16 protein-coding genes are annotated in these 19,412 nt (G+C 72.9%); 4 read left to right on the top strand and 12 right to left on the bottom strand.

From position 1 onward, the window contains the following. Nucleotides 1–124 precede the first annotated feature (124 nt). The 7 genes from whiA to uvrA form a co-directional block, all read right to left on the bottom strand. Nucleotides 125–1,105: a DNA-binding protein WhiA gene (whiA, locus tag AB0K43_RS05290; protein ID WP_253794268.1), complete on the bottom strand. Its 981-nt coding sequence runs from the start codon at nucleotides 1,103–1,105 to the stop codon at nucleotides 125–127. Further along, a complete protein-coding gene (gene yvcK / locus AB0K43_RS05285; RefSeq protein WP_363635970.1) occupies nucleotides 1,096–2,199 on the bottom strand; it encodes a uridine diphosphate-N-acetylglucosamine-binding protein YvcK in 1,104 nt (367 codons plus the stop codon). Before yvcK ends, whiA begins: the two co-directional genes overlap by 10 nt. A gap of 45 nt (nucleotides 2,200–2,244) precedes the next feature. Beyond that, on the bottom strand, nucleotides 2,245–3,123 hold the full coding sequence (gene rapZ / locus AB0K43_RS05280) for an RNase adapter RapZ (RefSeq protein WP_363636274.1): 879 nt from the start codon (nucleotides 3,121–3,123) through the stop codon (nucleotides 2,245–2,247). Nucleotides 3,124–3,247: 124 nt separating this feature from the next. Next, nucleotides 3,248–5,293 carry an excinuclease ABC subunit UvrC gene (uvrC, locus tag AB0K43_RS05275; protein ID WP_363635968.1) on the bottom strand — a complete coding sequence of 682 codons (2,046 nt, stop codon included), beginning with the start codon at nucleotides 5,291–5,293 and terminating at the stop codon, nucleotides 3,248–3,250. 89 nt (nucleotides 5,294–5,382) lie between these two features. Next, nucleotides 5,383–6,381 (bottom strand): winged helix-turn-helix domain-containing protein, encoded by a 999-nt coding sequence (locus AB0K43_RS05270; protein WP_363635966.1) that lies wholly within the window; start codon nucleotides 6,379–6,381, stop codon nucleotides 5,383–5,385. A 267-nt stretch (nucleotides 6,382–6,648) separates the two neighbouring features. Continuing rightward, nucleotides 6,649–7,086, bottom strand: a complete 438-nt coding sequence (locus AB0K43_RS05265) for a Rieske (2Fe-2S) protein (protein ID WP_363635964.1) — start codon at nucleotides 7,084–7,086, stop codon at nucleotides 6,649–6,651. A 105-nt stretch (nucleotides 7,087–7,191) separates the two neighbouring features. Next, complete coding sequence (gene uvrA, locus AB0K43_RS05260; RefSeq protein ID WP_363635962.1) at nucleotides 7,192–10,158, bottom strand: excinuclease ABC subunit UvrA; 2,967 nt, start codon at nucleotides 10,156–10,158, stop codon at nucleotides 7,192–7,194. A 298-nt stretch (nucleotides 10,159–10,456) separates the two neighbouring features. On the opposite strand from uvrA, the gene AB0K43_RS05255 reads away from it, so the two are divergent. From AB0K43_RS05255 to AB0K43_RS05245, 3 genes are read left to right on the top strand one after another with little or no spacing between them, the layout of a single operon-like run. Then, a complete protein-coding gene (locus AB0K43_RS05255) occupies nucleotides 10,457–11,233 on the top strand; it encodes a maleylpyruvate isomerase family mycothiol-dependent enzyme (RefSeq protein WP_363635960.1) in 777 nt (258 codons plus the stop codon). 48 nt (nucleotides 11,234–11,281) lie between these two features. Continuing rightward, nucleotides 11,282–11,935, top strand: a complete 654-nt coding sequence (locus tag AB0K43_RS05250; protein WP_363635958.1) for an MBL fold metallo-hydrolase — start codon at nucleotides 11,282–11,284, stop codon at nucleotides 11,933–11,935. Between the two features lie 58 nt (nucleotides 11,936–11,993). Next, complete coding sequence (locus AB0K43_RS05245; protein WP_363635956.1) at nucleotides 11,994–12,179, top strand: hypothetical protein; 186 nt, start codon at nucleotides 11,994–11,996, stop codon at nucleotides 12,177–12,179. Between the two features lie 99 nt (nucleotides 12,180–12,278). On the opposite strand, the gene AB0K43_RS05240 is transcribed toward AB0K43_RS05245, so the two are convergent. The 4 genes from AB0K43_RS05240 to uvrB form a co-directional block, all read right to left on the bottom strand. After that, nucleotides 12,279–13,265, bottom strand: coding sequence for a TerC family protein (locus tag AB0K43_RS05240; RefSeq protein WP_363635954.1), 987 nt, complete (start codon nucleotides 13,263–13,265; stop codon nucleotides 12,279–12,281). Nucleotides 13,266–13,506: 241 nt separating this feature from the next. Then, a complete protein-coding gene (locus AB0K43_RS05235) occupies nucleotides 13,507–15,330 on the bottom strand; it encodes a TerD family protein (protein WP_363635952.1) in 1,824 nt (607 codons plus the stop codon). A gap of 67 nt (nucleotides 15,331–15,397) precedes the next feature. Next, nucleotides 15,398–15,976, bottom strand: a complete 579-nt coding sequence (locus AB0K43_RS05230) for a TerD family protein (protein WP_363635950.1) — start codon at nucleotides 15,974–15,976, stop codon at nucleotides 15,398–15,400. Between the two features lie 158 nt (nucleotides 15,977–16,134). Continuing rightward, nucleotides 16,135–18,225 carry an excinuclease ABC subunit UvrB gene (gene uvrB / locus AB0K43_RS05225; protein ID WP_363635948.1) on the bottom strand — a complete coding sequence of 697 codons (2,091 nt, stop codon included), beginning with the start codon at nucleotides 18,223–18,225 and terminating at the stop codon, nucleotides 16,135–16,137. A gap of 190 nt (nucleotides 18,226–18,415) precedes the next feature. On the opposite strand from uvrB, the gene AB0K43_RS05220 reads away from it, so the two are divergent. After that, nucleotides 18,416–19,072 (top strand): lysophospholipid acyltransferase family protein, encoded by a 657-nt coding sequence (locus AB0K43_RS05220; protein ID WP_363635946.1) that lies wholly within the window; start codon nucleotides 18,416–18,418, stop codon nucleotides 19,070–19,072. 26 nt (nucleotides 19,073–19,098) lie between these two features. Here the strand turns inward: AB0K43_RS05220 and AB0K43_RS05215 are convergent, their stop codons facing one another. Continuing rightward, the gene (locus AB0K43_RS05215) at nucleotides 19,099–19,365 is read right to left on the bottom strand and encodes a co-chaperone GroES (protein WP_363635944.1); all 267 of its coding nucleotides are present in this window, start codon (nucleotides 19,363–19,365) and stop codon (nucleotides 19,099–19,101) included. Nucleotides 19,366–19,412 lie beyond the last annotated feature (47 nt).

Genomic DNA, 19,412 nt, shown 5'->3' with positions numbered 1-19,412 from the left:
TCGCCTCTCCGTCGCCACAGCGCCCGAAGGGGCGCGCGAAGCCTTGCCGCGAGCCGCTCACCACGGCGGGTGAGCGGGTCGCGCGGCTGCGCGCGCCCCTGGTCGTCCGGTGCCTCGGCGGCGCCTAGCTGAGGGCCATCTCCTCGGTCAGGTTGGCCTCCGTGTTGGGCAGTCCCAGCTCCGCGGCCCGCTTGTCCGCCATCGCCAGCAGACGGCGGATCCGGCCGGCCACCGCGTCCTTGGTGAGCGGCGGGTCGGCCAGTGCGCCGAGCTCCTCCAGCGAGGCCTGCTTGTGCTGCATCCGCAGCTGGCCGGCGGCCGCCAGGTGCTCGGGCACCTCCTCGCCGAGGATCTCCAGCGCGCGCTGCACCCGGGCGCCGGCCGCGACCGCCGCCCGGGCCGAGCGGCGCAGGTTGGCGTCGTCGAAGTTGGCCAGCCGGTTGGCCGTGGCCCGCACCTCGCGGCGCATCCGGCGCTCCTCCCAGGCCAGCACCGACTCGTGCGCGCCGAGCCTGGTGAGCAGGGCGCCGATCGCGTCACCGTCCCGGATCACCACCCGGTCCACCCCGCGGACCTCGCGGGCCTTGGCCGGGATGCCGAGCCGGCGGGCCGCGCCGACCAGGGCCAGCGCCGCCTCGGAGCCGGGGCAGGTGATCTCCAGGGAGGAGGACCTGCCGGGCTCGGTCAGCGAGCCGTGCGCCAGGAAGGCGCCGCGCCAGGCGGCCTCCGCGTCGCAGGTCGCGCCCGAGACCACCGCCGGGGGCAGACCCCTGATCGGCCTTCCCCTGCCGTCCACCAGCCCGGTCTGCCGAGCCAGCAGTTCGCCGTCCTTCACCACCCGCACCACGTACCGGCTGCCGCGGCGCAGCCCGCCGGGGGCCATCACCACCAGATCCGAGGAGTGCCCGAAGATCTCCAGCAGGTCCTTGCGCAGCCGCCGCGCCGCAATGCCGGTGTCCAGCTCCGCCTCGATCACGATGCGACCGCTCACGATGTGCAGTCCGCCCGCGAAACGCAGGATCGCCGAGACCTCCGCCTTACGGCAGCAGGCACGGGTGACGGGGAGCCGGCTGATTTCATCCTTGACCGCTGCCGTCATCGCCATGGGCCGATCCTTCCATGTGTCCGGAAAATCCGGTCGTACGCAGCCGCCAAGAGCTCCGGGTCGTGTCGCGGCGAGCCGTCCGCCCGGGCGACCCGGTCGAGCACCAGTGCGGCGCCCATCCGCTCGGCCGCCTTCTCCAGGCCGGCCAGGTCGGCCTGGCCGAAGGCCCCGCCGGTGACCGCGCGCTCGTCCACCAGGATCGCGTCGACGGCCAGCTCGGGGGCGTGGTCGGCGATCACCTCCAGGTGGCGCTGCGGGGTGAACCCCTCGGTCTCGCCCGGCTGGGGTGCCAGGTTGAGGGTGAGCAGGCGGCGGGCCCGGGTCTCGGTGAGGGCGGCGGCGAGCTCCGGCACCAGCAGGTGCGGCAGCACGCTGGTGAACCAGGATCCGGGGCCGAGCACCACCCAGTCCGCCTCCTGCACCGCCGAGACGGCCTCCGGGACGGCCGGCGGGCCGTCCGGCAGCAGGCTGATGGAGAGCACCGTGCCGGGGGTGACAGCGACGCTGGCCTGGCCGCGGACGGCGGTGACCTCGGCCGGGCGGGCCGGGTCGTGGCCGCGGACCTGGGCCTCGATGTCCAGCGGGACGGCCGACATCGGCAGTACCCGACCCTGCACGTTCAGCAGCCGGCCGACCCAGTTGAGCGCCTCGACCGGATCGCCGAGCTTCTCCCAGAGCGCCACGATCAGCAGGTTGCCGACCGCGTGCCCGCCGAGCCCGCCGTTGCCGGTGAAGCGCTGCTGGATCACCTCGGACCAGGTCCGGCCCCAGTCGTCGTCCCCGCACAGCGCCGCCAGTGCCTTGCGCAGGTCGCCCGGCGGCAGCACGCCCAGCTCGCTGCGGAGCCGGCCGCTGGAGCCGCCGTCGTCGGCGACGGTGACCACGGCGGTCAGTTCGTTGGTCAGCCGGCGCAGCGCGGAGAGCGAGGCGGACAGGCCCTGGCCGCCACCGAGGGCGGTGATTCTGGGCGCGCCCGGACGTGACTTCTGCCCCGCCTGGGCGGGCCCGGTGGCCAGGGCCCGCTCGGAGGGCCTGTGCTGGAGCTGCCGCGCTGGCGAGTACCCGGTCACACCGACCCCATGTTCCTGTCTCATGCTCCTCCGAGCGACGGACGGGGCGCTGCTGTCACTCCCGGCCGGTCACTCCCTGCCCATGTCACGGTGGACCAGCACCGTTTCGACCCCGTCCGCGATCAGACGCTTGGCCAGCCGCTCCGACATGGCGACGCTCCGGTGCTTGCCACCGGTGCAGCCTACGGCAAGAGTCATATAGCGCTTTCCCTCGCGGCGATAGCCTTCGGTGATGACCCGCAGCAGGTCCGTGTAGCCGTCCAGGAACTCCTGGGCGCCGACCTGCTGGAAGACGTACTCGGCCACATCGGGGTCGGTGCCGGTGCGGGCCCGCAGCTCGGGCACCCAGTGCGGGTTGGGCAGGAACCGGCAGTCCACCACCAGGTCGGCGTCGACCGGCAGGCCGTACTTGAAGCCGAAGGACATCACGGTGGCCCGCAGCTCGGGCTCGTCGTGGTCGGCGAACTGGGCGTCCAGCTTGGCGCGCAGCTGGTGAACGTTGAGGTTGGAGGTGTCGATCACCAGGTCGGCCTCACCGCGCAGCTCGCGCAGCAGGTCGCGCTCGCGCGCGATGCCGTCCACGATCCGGCCGTCCGCCTGCAGCGGGTGCGGGCGGCGGACCGACTCGAAGCGGCGCACCAGGGCGTCGTCCGAGGACTCCAGGAAGACCACCCGCAGCCGGACGCCGCGCTTCTCCAACTCCTCCAGTGAGGTCAGCAGGTCGTCGAAGAAGGTCCGGCCACGGACGTCGACCACGGCACCGATCCGGGGCACCGCGCCCTGGGACCGTGCGCCGAGGTCGACCATGGTCGGGATGAGGGCCGGCGGCAGGTTGTCCACCACGAACCAGCCCAGGTCCTCCAGGCACTTCGCGGCGGTGCTACGGCCGGCCCCGGACATGCCGGAGATGATCACCAGCTCCGGGGCGGCCTCGCCCGTACTGGACACAGTCACTTCGGTTCCCCGCTCTCGGTGGTTCTGCTGTGGAGAACGCGCTCGGCACCGCCGGGCTTCCCCGGCTCACTCGGCCGGGCGATGCCCGGGCACCGGTGTTGACGGGCGACGTCGACCGTCATGGCGTCTCCTGGGGTGCTGGCGTCGGCCGGGCCGCGTCGATCGTGCTCGGACCGGCGCCGCCGGGCTCGACACCGTCGTCAATGATCTCGCCCGTGGCGGTGTTCACCGCGAATGTGGCGGGTGTACGGGAGGACAACGCTGCCGCAACAGTCTCCGCCGTGCGGCGGCCGATGCCCGGGACCTCGCACAGTTCGTCCACGGTGGCCGCACGCAGCCGCTTCAGCGAACCGAAGTGCTTGAGCAGGGCCTGGCGGCGAGTCTCTCCGAGGCCGGGGACGGAGTCCAGCTCCCCCGCCGTGAGCCGCTTGGAACGCTTGGTGCGCTGGTAGCGGATGGCGAAGCGGTGCGCCTCGTCGCGCACCCGCTGGAGCAGGTACAGCCCCTCGCTGCTGCGCGGCAGCACCACCGGGTCGTCCTGGCCGGGCAGCCAGACCTCCTCCAGCCGCTTGGCCAGGCCGCAGAGCGCGACGTCGTCGATGCCCAGTTCGTCCAGCGCCCGGCGGGCGGCGGCGACCTGCGGCTGGCCGCCGTCGACCACCAGCAGCTGGGGCGGGTAGGCGAAGCGGCGCGGGCGGCCGGACTCCTCGACCGGGCCGGCCGGGCCCTCGTCGTCCGCCTCCGGAACGGCCCACTCGCCGGTCTGCTCGCGCTCCTGGAGGTAGCGGCGGAACCGGCGGGTGATCACCTCGTGCATCGAGCGGACGTCGTCCTGCCCGGCGAAGCTCTTGATCTGGAAGCGGCGGTACTCGCTCTTGCGGGCCAGGCCGTCCTCGAAGACCACCATCGAGGCCACCACGTCCTCGCCCTGCAGGTGCGAGATGTCGAAGCACTCGATCCGCAGCGGGACGGAGTCCAGCTCCAGCGCGTCGGTGATCTCCTGGAGGGCGCGACTGCGGGTGGTGAGGTCGGCGGCGCGCTTGGTCTTGTGCAGCGCCAGCGCCTGCTGGGCGTTGCGGCCGACGGTGGCCATCAGGTCCTTCTTGTCGCCGCGCTGGGGCACCCGCAGGTCCACCTGGCCGCCGCGCAGACCGCACAGCCACTCGCGGACCGGCTCGGCCGGCTCGGGCAGCGCCGGGACCAGCACCTCGCGCGGCACCGGCTCGGTGCCGGCGCCGTACAGCTGCTGGAGGGCGTGCTCGACCAGGGCGGCGGTGTCGACGTCCTCGACCTTGTCGGTGACCCAGCCGCGCTGGCCGCGGACCCGGCCGCCGCGGACGTGGAAGATCTGCACCGCGGCCTCCAACTCGTCCTCGGCGAGCGCCAACAGGTCGGCGTCGGTGCCGTCGGCGAGGACCACCGCGTTCTTCTCCATGGCGCGCTTGAGCGCACCGATGTCGTCCCGCAGCCGGGCCGCCCGCTCGTACTCCATCTCCTCGGCGGCCTGCTGCATCTGCTGCTCCAGGCGGCGCAGGAAGCCACCGGTGCGGCCGGCCATGAACTCGCAGAACTCCTCGGCCAGCTCCAGGTGTTCGGCCGCGTCGACCTTCCCCACGCAGGGGGCGGCGCACTTGCCGATGTAGCCGAGCAGGCAGGGGCGGCCGACCTGCTGGGCCCGCTTGAAGACGCCGTTGGAGCAGGTGCGGACCGGGAAGACCCGCAGCAGCAGGTCCACCGTCTCGCGGATCGCCCAGGCGTGACCGTACGGACCGAAGTAGCGCACGCCCTTCTTGTGCGCCCCGCGCATCACCTGCACGCGGGGGAACTCCTCGTTCAGCGTGACCGCGAGCTCGGGGTAGCTCTTGTCGTCGCGGTACTTGACGTTGAACCGGGGGTCGAACTCCTTGATCCAGGAGTACTCCAGCTGGAGCGCCTCGACCTCGGTGCCCACCACCGTCCACTCCACCGAGGCGGCGGTGGTGACCATCGTCGCCGTCCGCGGGTGCAGGCCCGCGATGTCCTGGAAGTACGAGGACAGCCGCGGGCGCAGGCTCTTCGCCTTGCCCACGTAGATGACCCGGCCGTGCGCGTCACGGAACTTGTAGACCCCGGGTGAGACCGGGATCTCGCCGGGCGCCGGACGGTAGGTGGACGGGTCAGCCATGGGATTCACCCTACCGATTGCCGGTGACAGTCCGTGGCCTGATCCACTTCTCCCGCGTCTTCTCGCGCACCTTCTTCCCCGCCGGGCGCTCAGCCCGGGGCGGCGCCGCGGTGCAGCAGATCGGTGCCGAGCGGGGTCAGGGTGTGCAGCACCGCACCGCCGCGGCGGCGGGTGGTGATCAGGTTGGCGTCCCGCAGCACGGCGGTGTGCTGGCTGGCGGAGGCCGGCGAGACCGCGAGCCGGCGGGCCAGCTCGGTGGTGGAGCAGCCCTCGGCGAGGATGCCCAGGGCGGCGGCCCTGGTCCGGCCGAGCAGGGCGGCGAGCGGGCGGGCGCCCTGCTCGGCCGGCCCGGCCCACAGCTCGGCGGCGACCAGCGGGTCGCGGAGCGTGGGGACGAGCAGGGTGGCCGGCGCCGCCTCGTCGCTCAGGTCGATCATCAGCTCCGGGCCGCCCGGCAGGAAGACCATCGGGGTGATCACCAGACCGCGACCGGCCGGGCGATGGTCCAGCTCCCTGGAGAAGCGCACCTCCAGCACCGGGGGCCGCCAGCGCACCACGTCCGGGCAGAAGGTCTCCAGCAGCCGCTCGATGCCGCCGTCCAGCAGGGTCCTCGCCCAGTCGGCCCGGACGGCGTCCAGGTGCGCCCGCATCCGGCCCCAGTGCGGACCGATCAGCTCCCGGTAGCAGGCGTGCATGGAGTCCACCAGCACCTGGCGGGCGGCCTGGTCGCCATCGCTCAGCTCGGTCAGCCAGCGGCGGTCGGCCCGCGGCGCGGTGATGTGCGCCAGCTCCTTGCGCAGCAGTTCGTCCGGGGCGCCGAGCAGGGACTCCAACCCGGCCTCCACGGCAGGGTCGCTGCCGACCAGCCCGGTGACGTCCAGCCAGGGGCCCGGGCCGGTCAGCGACCAGAGCGGGCGGCTCGCCTCGCTCAGCCGGGTCGGGAGCCGTCTGCGCCACGGCCGGAAGGGCAGACCGGCGGGGCACCCGGCGAGCAGGTGGAGGCTGTTGAAGGTCTCGACCAGCGGGCCGGCGGTGGCCGTGAACCTGGTCCGGATCAGGTCGTCGGCTGTCAGGTGGATCCGTAACACGTGGTGCCTCCCCCAGGCGGGCCGGTCGCCGACCCGGTGCTGCGGCCATTCTCACCGGCCGCCCGAACCGCCGTCCAGCAGGGCCTTTAAGGCAGCGTCGAAAGGCGTGGGCGACGACGGCCGCACCCCGCAGACTTGAGCCACGTCGACGCCGGACGACGGGGCCCGCTCCGGTGCCCGCCACGGGGGTGCGGGCACCGGAGCCGTGGGGGGCGCGGGCAGCGGGCCCACCGGGTGCGAGCACCCGCGGCCGCCGGCCCGGTCGGCTCAGGCGGGGGTGACCTGCAGCTTGCCGTCCTGCACGGTGACCGCGTACGCGGGCAGCGGGGTGGGCGCCGGGCCGTCGGCCACGGCGCCGTCGGCGATCGCGAACTTGCTGCCGTGGCAGGGGCAGAGGATCTGACCGCCCTTCACCTGGTCCACCACGCAGCCCGCGTGGGTGCACTTGGCGCTGAAGGCCTTGAACTGCCCGGCCTCGGGCTGGGTGACCACGATCTTCTGCTCGCGGTAGACCTTGCCACCGCCGACCGGCACCTCGGTCGCGGCGCCCAGCTCGACCGGGGCACTCGAACCGCCCTTCGCCCCGTCCGAGGACGCGGAGGAGCAGCCGGCGAGCGCGACGGTGCCGCCGCCGGCCGCGAGGGCGGCGGCGCAGCAGAGCAGGGTGCGACGGGAGGGGGCGGGGCTCTCGTGGGCCTCGGGCATCGGGCGCTCCGGTGTCGGCGCGGGCAGGATCGGGCGGCAGTCTATGCCCGGATCCTGAGCGGCCCGCCCCGGAGTGCCCGGAGCGGGCCGCTCAGGCGCCGCGGGCTACTTCTTGGCCGCCGCCGCCCGCTTGCGGACCGGCTTGGCGGGCGCCTTCGCCGGGGCCTTGGCCGATGCCTTCGCCGATGCCTTGGCGGGCGCCTTGGCCTTGGCCGGGGAGGCCTGGACGGGCAGGTCGCCGAGGATGTCGCGGAGGAACTTGCCGGTGTGGCTCGCCGGGACGGCCGCGACCTCCTCCGGGGTGCCCTCGCAGACCACGTCGCCACCGCCGCTGCCGCCCTCGGGGCCCATGTCGACGACCCAGTCCGCGGTCTTGATCACATCGAGGTTGTGCTCGATGACGATGACGGTGTTGCCCTTCTCCACCAGCCCGTCGAGCACCCGGATCAGCTTGCTGATGTCCTCGAAGTGCAGACCGGTGGTCGGCTCGTCCAGCACGTAGACCGTCCGCCCGGTGGAACGCTTCTGCAGCTCGGAGGCGAGCTTGACGCGCTGCGCCTCGCCGCCGGAGAGGGTCGGCGCGGACTGGCCGAGCCGGACGTAGCCGAGGCCGACGTCGTGCAGCGTGCGCAGGTGGCGGGCGATCGCCGGGACGGCCTCGAAGAAGGTGACCGCCTCCTCGATCGGCATGTCCAGCACCTCGGCGATGGACTTGCCCTTGTAGTGCACCTCCAGGGTCTCCCGGTTGTACCGGGCACCGTGGCAGACCTCGCACGGGACGTAGACGTCCGGCAGGAAGTTCATCTCGATCTTGATGGTGCCGTCGCCCGAGCAGTTCTCGCAGCGGCCGCCCTTGACGTTGAAGGAGAACCGGCCCGGCAGGTAGCCGCGGACCTTGGCCTCCTGGGTCTCCGCGAACAGCCGCCGGACGTGGTCGAAGACGCCGGTGTAGGTGGCCGGGTTGGAGCGCGGGGTGCGGCCGATCGGCGACTGGTCCACGTGCACCACCTTGTCCACCAGGTCGGTGCCGGTGATCCGGGTGTGCCGGCCGGGGACGCTGCGCGCGCCGTTCAGCTCGCGGGCCAGGTGGGTGTAGAGGATGTCGTTGACCAGCGTCGACTTGCCCGAGCCGGAGACGCCCGTGACGGCCGTGAAGGTGCCGAGCGGGAAGCCGACCGTGACGTCCTTGAGGTTGTGCTCGCGGGCGCCGTGCACGGTGATCCGGCGCTTCGGGTCCTGCGGGCGGCGGGCGGCGGGGATCGGGATCGCGCGCTTGCCGGAGAGGTACTGGCCGGTGAGCGACTCGCCGTTCTTCAGCAGGTCCTTGAGCGAGCCGGAGTGGACCACCTTGCCGCCGTGCTCGCCGGCGCCGGGGCCGATGTCGACCACCCAGTCGGCCGTCTTGATGGTGTCCTCGTCGTGCTCGACCACGATCAGGGTGTTACCGATGTCCCGCAGCCGGACCAGGGTCTCGATCAGGCGGTGGTTGTCGCGCTGGTGCAGGCCGATCGACGGCTCGTCGAGCACGTACAGCACACCGACCAGGCCGGAGCCGATCTGGGTGGCCAGCCGGATCCGCTGGGCCTCGCCGCCGGACAGGGTGCCGGCCGCGCGGTTGAGCGAGAGGTAGTCCAGGCCGACATCGACCAGGAACCGCAGCCGCTCGTTGACCTCCTTGAGCACCCGCTCGGCGATCTGCTTGTCCCGCGCCGTCAGCCGCATCGCCCCGAGGAACTCGGCGCAGTCGCTGATCGACATCGCGGCGACGTCGGCGATCGACCTGTCCTGCACCGTCACGGCCAGCACGACGGGCTTGAGCCGGGTGCCGGAGCAGGCCGGGCAGGGCACCTCGCGCATGTACCCCTCGAACCGCTCACGGCTGGAGTCGCTCTCCGACTCCGAGTGGCGGCGGGTGACGAACGGGACGGCGCCCTCGAAGGAGGTGGTGTACGAGCGGTCGCGCCCGTAGCGGTTGCGGTAGCGGACCTCGACCTGGGTCTTGTGGCCGTACAGCAGCGCCTTGCGGGCCCGGGCCGGCAGCCCGGCCCAGGGCAGGTCGGTGCGGAAGCCCAGCTCGCCGGCCAGGGCGTCGACCAGCCGCTGGAAGTACTCCTTGGTGTGGCCCTGGGACCACGGGTGGATCGCGCCCTCCTCCAGCGACTTCTCCTCGTCCGGCACGACCAGCTCCGGGTCGACCTCCATCCGGTTGCCCAGGCCGGAGCACTCCGGACAGGCGCCGAACGGCGAGTTGAAGGAGAAGGAGCGCGGCTCCAGCTCCTCGAAGGAGACGTCGTCGTACGGGCAGTAGAGGTGCTCGGAGAACATCCGCTCGCGCTCCGGGTCGTCCTCCGGGAGGTCGACGAAGTCGAGCACCACCATGCCGCCGGAGAGCTTGAGGGCCGTCTCGACCGAGTCGGTCAGCCGGCGCTTGGCGCTCTCCTTGACGGTGAGGCGGTCGATGACCACCTCGATGGTGTGCTTCTCCTGCTTCTTCAGTGTCGGCGGCTCGGTCAGCTGGACGGTCGAGCCGTCCACCCGGGCGCGGGCGTACCCCTTGGACTGGAGGTCGGCGAAGAGGTCGACGAACTCGCCCTTGCGCTCCCGGACCACCGGGCTGAGCACCTGGAAGCGGGTGCCCTCGGCGAGCTCCAGCACCCGGTCGACGATGGCCTGCGGGGACTGCCGGGCGATCGGGCGGCCGCAGTGCGGACAGTGCGGCTTGCCGATCCGGGCGAACAGCAGCCGCAGGTAGTCGTAGACCTCGGTGATGGTGCCGACCGTGGAGCGCGGATTGCGGCTGGTGGACTTCTGGTCGATCGAGACGGCCGGCGAGAGGCCCTCGATGAAGTCCACGTCGGGCTTGTCCATCTGGCCCAGGAACTGCCGGGCGTAGGAGGACAGCGACTCGACGTACCGGCGCTGACCCTCGGCGAAGATCGTGTCGAAGGCCAGCGAGGACTTGCCGGACCCGGAGAGGCCCGTGAAGACGATGAGGGAGTCGCGGGGCAGGTCGAGCGAGACGTTCTTCAGGTTGTGCTCGCGAGCACCGCGGACGATGAGGCGGTCGGCCACTGCTTCTGGCGCCTTTCTCCGGGGAGAGGTGGCTTGATGTCCCCTCCAGGGGGACCAACGTGCGAGATGGGCTGTTTCTTCCAGCTTGCCGCAGGCAGCCTACTAGCTCAGACGTTCGATTATCGAGCCCGTCCAGCCCAGTCCACCCGAACGAGTGAAGGCCTCGCTCGGCACCGCACCGCCGACCTGCCCGAAGCCCCTGTTCAGCCATGGTTTCGGGAGTAGCGTCACCACCGTCAACGACCGACCGCCCGCCCGGGCAACGCCCCAAACGCGCCATTCGGAGGCCAGCAACCCCATGACCGAGACGACCGCCGCCCGGACCGCCGCCCGGTCCGCCGCCGACGACCTGCGGAGGGTCACCGAGAGCACCGAGCTGCTGCTGCGCACCGTCGCCGAGCTGGCGCCGGAGGCCGTGTTCGAGCCCTCCGCGCTGCCCGGCTGGACCCGCGGCCACGTCCTGGCCCACCTGTCGCGCAACGCGGACTCGCTGGTCAACCTGCTGGAGTCGGCCCGCACCGGGCTGGACATCCCCCAGTACGCCAGCACCGAGGCCCGCGAGCAGGGCATCCGGGACGGCGCCGCCCGCCCGCTCGACGAGCAGCTGGCGGACCTGCGGCACAGCCATGAGCGCTTTCTCGCGGTCGCCGCCGAGCTGCCCGCAAAGGCCTGGCACGCGCAGCTGCGGCACCGGGCCGGCTACCTCTTCCCGGCCCACCAGCTGCCCTTCAAGCGCCTCGCGGAGGTCGAGTACCACCATGTCGACCTGGCCGCCGGGCACACCCCCGCGCACTGGCCGGAATCCTTCGCGACGGCCGAGTTCCCGCGGCTGGCCGAGCTCTTCCGCACCGCCGAGGGCCTGCCGTCCGCGCTGCTGGTCGCCGAGGACGTCGAGCTGCGCGAGCACCTCGGGCCGGCCGTCGGCGAGCCCGGGCTGACCGTCGAGGGCCCGGTGCGGGCGCTCACCGGCTGGCTCTCCGGCCGCTCGGACGGCGACGGGCTGCAGGTCCACCGCGGCGGCGAGCAGCTGGCCGACGCGCGCTCCGCGCTGCCCCGGCTGCCGGCGATGGGCTGAGCGGGGCATCATGCGGATGATCGGTAATCGGAGACGAGGAGCGGCACGATGACGTACCACGGAGCGGTCAAGGTCGGCGGTCCCCCGGACGTGCGGGAACTGGCCCATCTCATCATCAGCAAGGTGGCGGTCGGCCCCTTCGACAACAACGCCTACCTGCTGCGCTGCCGGGCCACCGACACCCAGCTGCTGATCGACGCGGCGGCGGACGCCCCGGTACTGCTGGAGACGGTGGGCGAGCGGCTGGACACGGTGGTCACCACCCACCGCCACCAGGACCACTGGGGGGCGCTGGCCGAGGTGGTCGCCGCGACCGGCGCCCGCACGGCGGCCGGCCGGATCGACGCCGAGGGCATCGAGGTGCCGACCGACCTGGCGCTGGAGGACGGCCAGGTGCTCGGCTTCGGCCGGATCGAGCTGACCGTCCGCCACCTGGTCGGGCACACCCCGGGCGCGATCGTGCTGGTCTACGACGACCCGCAGGGGCACCCGCACGTCTTCACCGGGGACTGCCTCTTCCCCGGCGGCGTCGGCAACACCTGGAAGGATCCGGAGGCCTTCGCCAGCCTGTTCCGGGACGTCAACGAGAAGATCTTCGACGCCCTTCCGGACGAGGCCTGGGTCTACCCCGGCCACGGCAACGACACCACCCTGGGCGCCGAGCGCCCGCACCTCGCCGAGTGGCGCGAGCGCGGCTGGTGACCATCCGGCGGGGTCGCCCGGGCACGGCGGCCCCGCCCGACCGCGGGAGCGTGCCGCCATGTCCCTGACCCACTACGAGGCCGAGACCGAACTCGCCAGCTATGTGTGCGGCATCGAGCTGACCCTCGACGACTTCCGCACCGGGAACTACCGTGCCGCCGCGGACTGGAGCCTGGTCGACTGCCCCGGCTGCCTGGCGGGCCGCCCGGCCGCGCCCGGGCCGTCCACGGCCGCGGACGGCTGACCGGACGGCTGACCGGACGGCGAGGCACACGAAAGGGCCCGCGACCGGGTTTCCGGTCGCGGGCCCTTCGCCGGTGCGCCGCCGGGCGGCGGCGCCCGGTCAGGCGTCGAGCTTCTGCCGCTGCTCCAGCTGCTCGCGCTCCTGCTGCCGCTCGGAGGAGATCAGGCTGGTCACGGTCGTCACGGCGAGCACCACCACGATGAAGCCGAGCGAGAGCGGGATGCCGATCTCCGGCACGTGCAGGCCGCTCTCGTGCAGGGCGTGCAGCACCAGCTTCACGCCGATGAAGCCGAGGATCACCGACAGGCCGTAGCTGAGGTGGACCAGCTTCTTCAGCAGGCCGCCGATCAGGAAGTACAGCTGGCGCAGGCCCATCAGGGCGAAGGCGTTGGCGGTGAACACGATGTACGGGTCCTGGGTCAGGCCGAAGATCGCGGGGATGGAGTCCAGCGCGAACAGGACGTCGGTGGTGCCGATCGCGAGCATCACGATCAGCATCGGCGTCATCAGCCGGCGGCCGTTCTCCCGGATGAAGAGCTTGGTGCCGTGGTACTTGTCGGTCGACGGGAAGCGCTGCTCGATCGACTTGAGCAGCCGGTTCTCCTCGAACTCCTCGTCCTCCTCGTCCGCCCGGGCATCCTTGATCAGCTTCCAGGCGGTCCAGATCAGGAAGGCGCCGAAGATGTAGAACACCCAGGAGAAGGTGGTCACCAGGGCCGCGCCGCCGGCGATGAAGACCGCCCGCAGCACCAGGGCGATGATCACGCCGACCATCAGCACCCGCTGCTGGTAGATCCGCGGCACCGCGAACTTGGCCATGATCAGGATGAAGACGAAGAGATTGTCGACGCTCAGCGACTTCTCGGTGATGTAGCCCGCGAAGAACTCGCCGGCCGGCTGCGAACCCGAGTGCCACCACAGGAAGCCGCCGAACACCGCGGCGAGGGCGACCCAGACGGCCGTCCAGATCCCCGCTTCCTTGATCGACACCTCGTGCGGCTTTCGGCCGCCGATGAAGAAGTCGGCCACGATCAGGGCAACCAGAACCCCGATCGTGCCGGCCCACATTGCTACGGAAACGTCCACTGCTGCTCCTCCGGCAGGTCGGCGGGACACACGTCGTCTGCCGGAGGTCTCCTCCGCCCGCCGCGCCCGACCAGTGGGGCGCGCGGACCAGTGGCCCGGGCCACCCGGGCTGACCGGGGGCCGTGATGACGGACGCACTGCGACGGGAGTACTCCCCTCCGCTTCAACCCACCGTACCAAAGAACACCAAGAGAAGGTAAAGAGATCTTCCCGGAAGGTAAAAAGGTGGCCGGAACCCGCCTCAGCGGGCCGGCCGGCGCGCCTGCGCGACCCGCTCCAGCAGGGCGGGCAACGCAAGGGTGCCGGGGGCGGGGGCGGCAGGCGTGTAGGTCCACAGGTGCTCGACCCACGGGTCCGCGAGGTACTCCTGGGGCACCGGGGCCATCCGGGTGAGGCCGCGCCAGAACCGGTCGAGCACCGGGCCGTACTCCCGGGCCTCGGCCCGGTCCGCCACCACCAGCAGGTGCACCCCGGCCTCCGGCCCCTCCTCGGAGAGGTAGCGGAGCTTGGCCACGGTGCCGTCGTCGAAACCGTACGGGAAGTCGTGCACCAGCAGCAGCCGGGCGGCCGGGTCCACCTGCGGCCCCAGCGCGTCGCCGGCACCCGCCCGGCGGGCCATCTGCATCAGGTCGACCCGCTCGACCAGGGAGTCCAGCAGCGCGCCGATCGCGGCCGCGCCGGTGGCGGGCGGGCCGGCCAGCAGCCCGGCCATCGCCAGCGGGGCGAGTGCCGCGCCGGCGGCTCCGGCCGGGTCCACCGTGTGCAGCAGCAGCCCGCCCGGCGGGTGGCAGGCCAGCAGCCGGGCCGCGGTGGCCGCGGCCAGCGTGCCGGCGGCGGCCTTCAGCTCGGCCCGGTCGACCGACGCGGCGGGCCCGTCCGGCGACGCCCCGCTGTCCACCCACAGCCCGCGGGCGAGCGGGAAGCGCAGCAGCAACGGGACGCGCAGCCCGGGATTCTCCGGTAGGTGCAGCTCGCCGATCCGCACCCCGTACGGCGGCTCGGCCGGCGGCCGCCAGTCGGCCCAGGCCGGCGCGTCCCAGCCCGCCATCGGGGCGGGCATGGCCGCCTCGACCACCTCCAGCTCGGCCAGCAACTGGGCGGTGTCGCGCTCCAGCACCTCCCGGGCGCGGGACTCCAGGTCGTCGCGGCGGGCCCTGGCCCGCATCCGGCCGAGCTCGGCGTCGGCGCCGAACCGGCCGCGCGGGTCGGCGAGCAGCGCCTCGATCTCCTGGTCCTGGCGCTGGTCCGCGTAGGCCACGGCGGAGCGGTAGGCGGCGGCGGAGCGGGCGGCGTCCTCGAAGATGCCCCAGACCTGGTTGTAGAGCCGCTCGTCCATCGTCCAGCCGGGCGCGTCACCGGCCACCGGCGCCTCGGGGCCGGTGGCCGGCCCGGCTGCCGGCGGGCCGGCCGGCGCGGCCTGCGCGACCGGGGATGGCGTGCTGCCGGGGGCGGGGCGACGCGGGTGCGCGATGTTCAACGGGGTGGCCGCGGCCGGGGCGGCGCCGGCCGAAGCGACCGGCGCGACCGGCACGACCGGCACGGGCAGCAGGGCGTCCGCCAGCGCGGCGGCGTCGGCCGCGCCGTGGTCGCGCAGCAGCGCCTCGGCGCCGCCCGCGTACCCCTGGCCGACCGCGCGGAGCTTCCAGACCCCGCCCCGCAGGTACAGCTCCAGGGCCGTCACGGCGGTCTCGGTGCCCAGCCCGGTGAGGGTGAAGGCGGCGAACTCCGCGCCGTCCGGCCCGGCGACGGCAGCGACCGGCGCGGCGAGGGCCCCGAAGGCCGCTGCGCCCGGCGGCAGGACCAGCGCCACCGACAGCCGCTCGGTGCCGGCGGGCAGCGCGCCGAGGTCGACGGAGACCTCCGGCCGCCCGGCGCCCGCCCCGGTCAGCCGGACACCCGGCAGCTCGGGCTCGCCCGGGTGGGCGAGGTGCCCCGGGCCGCGGAGGCGGCCGTCGGCGTCGAGCAGCAGGACCACCGCGGCCGGCCCACCGGCCGCGGTGACCCGGATGCTCACTCCGGTGTGCGGCAGCGGGAGGTTCTGCCCCCGCACGAGCTCGGCGGCCATGGCGCTGTTCCTCTCCGCTGTCGTCTCCCCTCCCGACGGCCGGCCCGCACGGGGCCGGCCGGCCGGATCAGAGGAAGGGCGCGATGTCGGGGAGCATGTCCTGGAAGGTGCGGGCCTTGGCGGGCGCGCCGATCGCGGTCATCCGCCAGCCGGAGCCGTCCCGGACCACCTTGGCCATGATCTGACCGGTGTGGGCGCCGCCGCCGGCGAGCTCGTAGCGGGCCAGCTCGGTGCCGTTGGTCTCGTCGACCAGGCGGCAGTGGGCGTTCTCGACCTCCTGGAAGGTCTGGCCGGTGTAGGAGCTGACCGTGAAGACGATCTGGGTGATGTGCACCGGCACCCGGACCAGGTCGACCAGGATCGACTCGTCGTCACCGCCCGCGCCGACACCGCCGACCACGTTGTCGCCGGTGTGCCGGACGGAGCCGTCGTTGCTCACCAGGTGCTGGAAGAACACCACGTCGGAGGGCGTCTTCTCGGCGTAGAGCAGGGCGGAGGCGTCGAGGTCGACCTCCTTGGTGCGGCGGCCGAACAGGCCGCGGCGGGCGGCGGCCTTCCAGCCGAGGCCCATCCGCACGACGGTCAGCGACTCACCGGTGGACTTCTGGAGGCTGACGCTCTGGCCCTTTGCCAGGTTCACCGACACGGTGCTGTCCTCTCTCGGATGGCCTCGGTGCCGTCATCCGGTCGAGGCCCGTACGGGTGGGGCGCAGAGCTCCCCGCGCCTTACCCTAACGGCCTGACGAGCGGCCGCCCGCGCCGGTGCCCCGCTTTGTGGCGGTCCTGAGACAAAGCCGGCGGCCCTCAGACCATCCCGGCCTCCCGCATCTGCCGGAGCTCCTTCTTCAGCTCCCGGATCTCGTCCCGCAGCCGGGCCGCGACCTCGAACTGGAGCTCGCCGGCCGCGGTGTGCATCCGGTCGGTCATCTCCTGGATCAGCTCCGCCAGTTCGGTGGCGGGCAGGCTCTTCGCCGGCTTGCGCCCGGCCCCCAGGGCCGGCACCGGGGCCTTGCCCTTGCCCTGCCCGCGGTAACCGGTGGCGAGCAGCTCCTCGGTGTCCACGTCCTCCCGGGACATGGTGGCGAGGATGTCGCCGATCTTCTTGCGCAGCGGCTGCGGATCGATGCCGTTGGCCGTGTTGTACGCCTGCTGGACCTCGCGGCGCCGGTTGGTCTCCGAGATCGCCAGCTCCATCGCCGGGGTGATCCGGTCGGCGTACATGTGGACCTGGCCCGAGACGTTACGGGCGGCGCGGCCGATGGTCTGGATCAGCGAGGTGCCGGAGCGCAGGAAGCCCTCCTTGTCCGCGTCCAGGATCGCCACCAGGGAGACCTCGGGGAGGTCGAGGCCCTCCCGGAGCAGGTTGATGCCGACCAGCACGTCGTACTCGCCCGCGCGCAGCTCGCGCAGCAGCTCGACCCGGCGCAGGGTGTCGATGTCGCTGTGCAGGTAGCGGACCCGGATGTCCAGCCCGAGCAGGTAGTCGGTGAGGTCCTCGGACATCTTCTTGGTCAGGGTGGTGACCAGGACCCGCTCGTCCTTCTCCACCCGGGTGCGGATCTCGTGCACCAGGTCGTCGATCTGGCCCTCGGTCGGCTTGACGATCACCTCGGGGTCGATCAGGCCGGTCGGGCGGATGATCTGGTCCACCACGCCGTCGCCGCGCGAGAGTTCGTACTTGCCGGGGGTGGCCGAGAGGTAGACCGTCTGCCCGATCCGCCCCAGGAACTCCTCCCACTTCAGCGGGCGGTTGTCCATCGCGGAGGGCAGCCGGAAGCCGTGCTCGACCAAGGTCCGCTTGCGGGAGGCGTCCCCCTCGTACATCGCGCCGATCTGCGGGACGGTGACGTGCGACTCGTCGATCACCAGGAGGAAGTCCTCCGGGAAGTAGTCCAGCAGCGTGTTCGGCGGGGAGCCGGGCTCGCGGCCGTCGAAGTGCATCGAGTAGTTCTCCACGCCGGAGCAGGTGCCGATCTGACGCAGCATCTCGATGTCGTAGGTGGTCCGCATGCGCAGCCGCTGGGCCTCCAGCAGCTTGCCCTGCTTCTCCATCCGGGCGAGGGTGTCCTCCAGCTCCTTCTCGATGTCGTTGACCGCGCGCTCCATCCGCTCGGGGCCGGCGACGTAGTGCGAGGCGGGGAAGACGTAGATGGAGTCGTCCTGGCTGATGATCTCGCCGGTCAGCGGGTGGAGGGTGTAGAGCGCCTCGATCTCGTCGCCGAACATCTCGATCCGGACGGCGAGCTCCTCGTACACCGGGAAGATCTCGATGGTGTCGCCGCGGACCCGGAAGGTGCCGCGGGTGAAGGCCAGGTCGTTGCGGGTGTACTGGATGTCGACGAAGCGGCGCAGCAGGGCGTCCCGGTCGACCTCCTCGCCGACCTTGAGCCGGACCATCCGGTCGACGTACTCCTGCGGGGTGCCGAGGCCGTAGATGCAGGAGACCGAGGCGACCACCACCACGTCACGGCGGGTGAGCAGCGAGTTGGTCGCCGAGTGGCGCAACCGCTCGACCTCCTCGTTGATCGAGGAGTCCTTCTCGATGTAGGTGTCCGTCTGCGGGACGTAGGCCTCGGGCTGGTAGTAGTCGTAGTACGAGACGAAGTACTCCACCGCGTTGTTCGGCAGCAGCTCGCGGAACTCGTTGGCCAGCTGGGCGGCCAGGGTCTTGTTCGGCGCCATCACCAGGGTGGGCCGCTGGAGCTTCTCGATCATCCAGGCGGTGGTCGCCGACTTGCCGGTGCCGGTGGCGCCGAGCAGGACGACGTCCTTCTCGCCCGCGCGGATCCGGCGCTCCAGCTCGGCGATGGCCGCCGGCTGGTCGCCGTTGGGCTGGTAGGGACTGACGACCTCGAAAGGCGCCACGGACCGCTCGATACTCGTGATGGGTCGCACGAGACCACCGTACGACCCGGCACCGACAATCCGGGCCGGGATCCGGCGGCGCGGGGTCGGGCCGGGCCGGGATCCGGCGGCGCGGGGTCGGGCCGGGCCCGCCGCGGGTTGAGTACGGGGGCTCAGGCGGGCGGTGCGGGGCGGGCGGGACACTGTGGTGCCGACGCCGCACCGACCCGAGGACCAGCCCATGCTCAGCACCGTCGCCCGCACCGCCGTCCCGGCCCTCGGCCGGCTGCGGGTCAGCACCGAGGAGGGCGCCGCGATCGCGCCGGGCAGCATCGTGGCGGCCAACCACTCCGCGCTGGTCGACCCCGGGGTGGTGCTGGCCGCGGTGGACCGGCTCGGGGTGCGGCCGGTGGTGCTGGCGACCGCCGGGCTGTGGCGGATCCCGGTGCTCGCCGGGGCCCTGGTGCGCGGCGGGCACATCCCGGTGCACCGGGGCAGCGAGCGGGCGGCCGAGTCGCTGGCGGCGGCCGCCGAGGCACTGGCGGCCGGCCGGGTGGTGGTGATCTACCCCGAGGGCCGGCTGCCGCGCCGGGTGGACGCCGGGGAGAGCGCGCCCGGCCCGTTCCGCACCGGCCTGGCCCGGCTCGCGGCGGCCACCGGCGCGCCGGTGGTACCGGTCGGGCAGGCGGGCTCCCGGCGGATCAGCTCCGGATCGCGGGCCAAGCAGCTGGCCGGGCTGGCCACCGCACCGTTGCGCCGGCCGGCCCTGCACGTGCACGTCGGCGCGCCCCTCCGGCTGACCGGCGACACCGAAGCGGCCACCGCGCAGGCGTACGCGGCGGTGTCGGCCGCCTGGCGGACGGCGGCCCGGCGGGCCGGGCTGCTGCCGGCCGGCTGAGCGCGCGGGGCGGCCGACGGCGGGTCTCAGTCCTCGGCGGACAGCGCCAGGATCTCGTCCTCGGGGATCTCCACATAGGTCTCACCGCCCACCTCGACCTCGGAGCCGGCGAAGGCGGTGAAGAGGATCACCTGGCCGACCTTGACGTCCAGCGGGTGCAGCTTGCCGCTCTCCAGCACCCGGCCGGGCCCGACCGCCATCACCTCGCCCCGGCGGGTGTCGGCGTCGCCCTGGCCGGCGCCGCCGATCGGCTTGACGATCAGGCGGTCCTGCTTCGGCTGGAAGTCGGGCATGACGAGGTCCTCTCGGGTCGGCGACCGCGGCCGCCGTCGGGCGGCCC

The organism is Kitasatospora sp. NPDC049258, from assembly GCF_040678895.1.
Classification (GTDB): domain Bacteria; phylum Actinomycetota; class Actinomycetes; order Streptomycetales; family Streptomycetaceae; genus Kitasatospora.
Note: the sequence above shows the minus strand (reverse complement) of the source record. Positions and strands in the feature narration are given on the sequence as shown.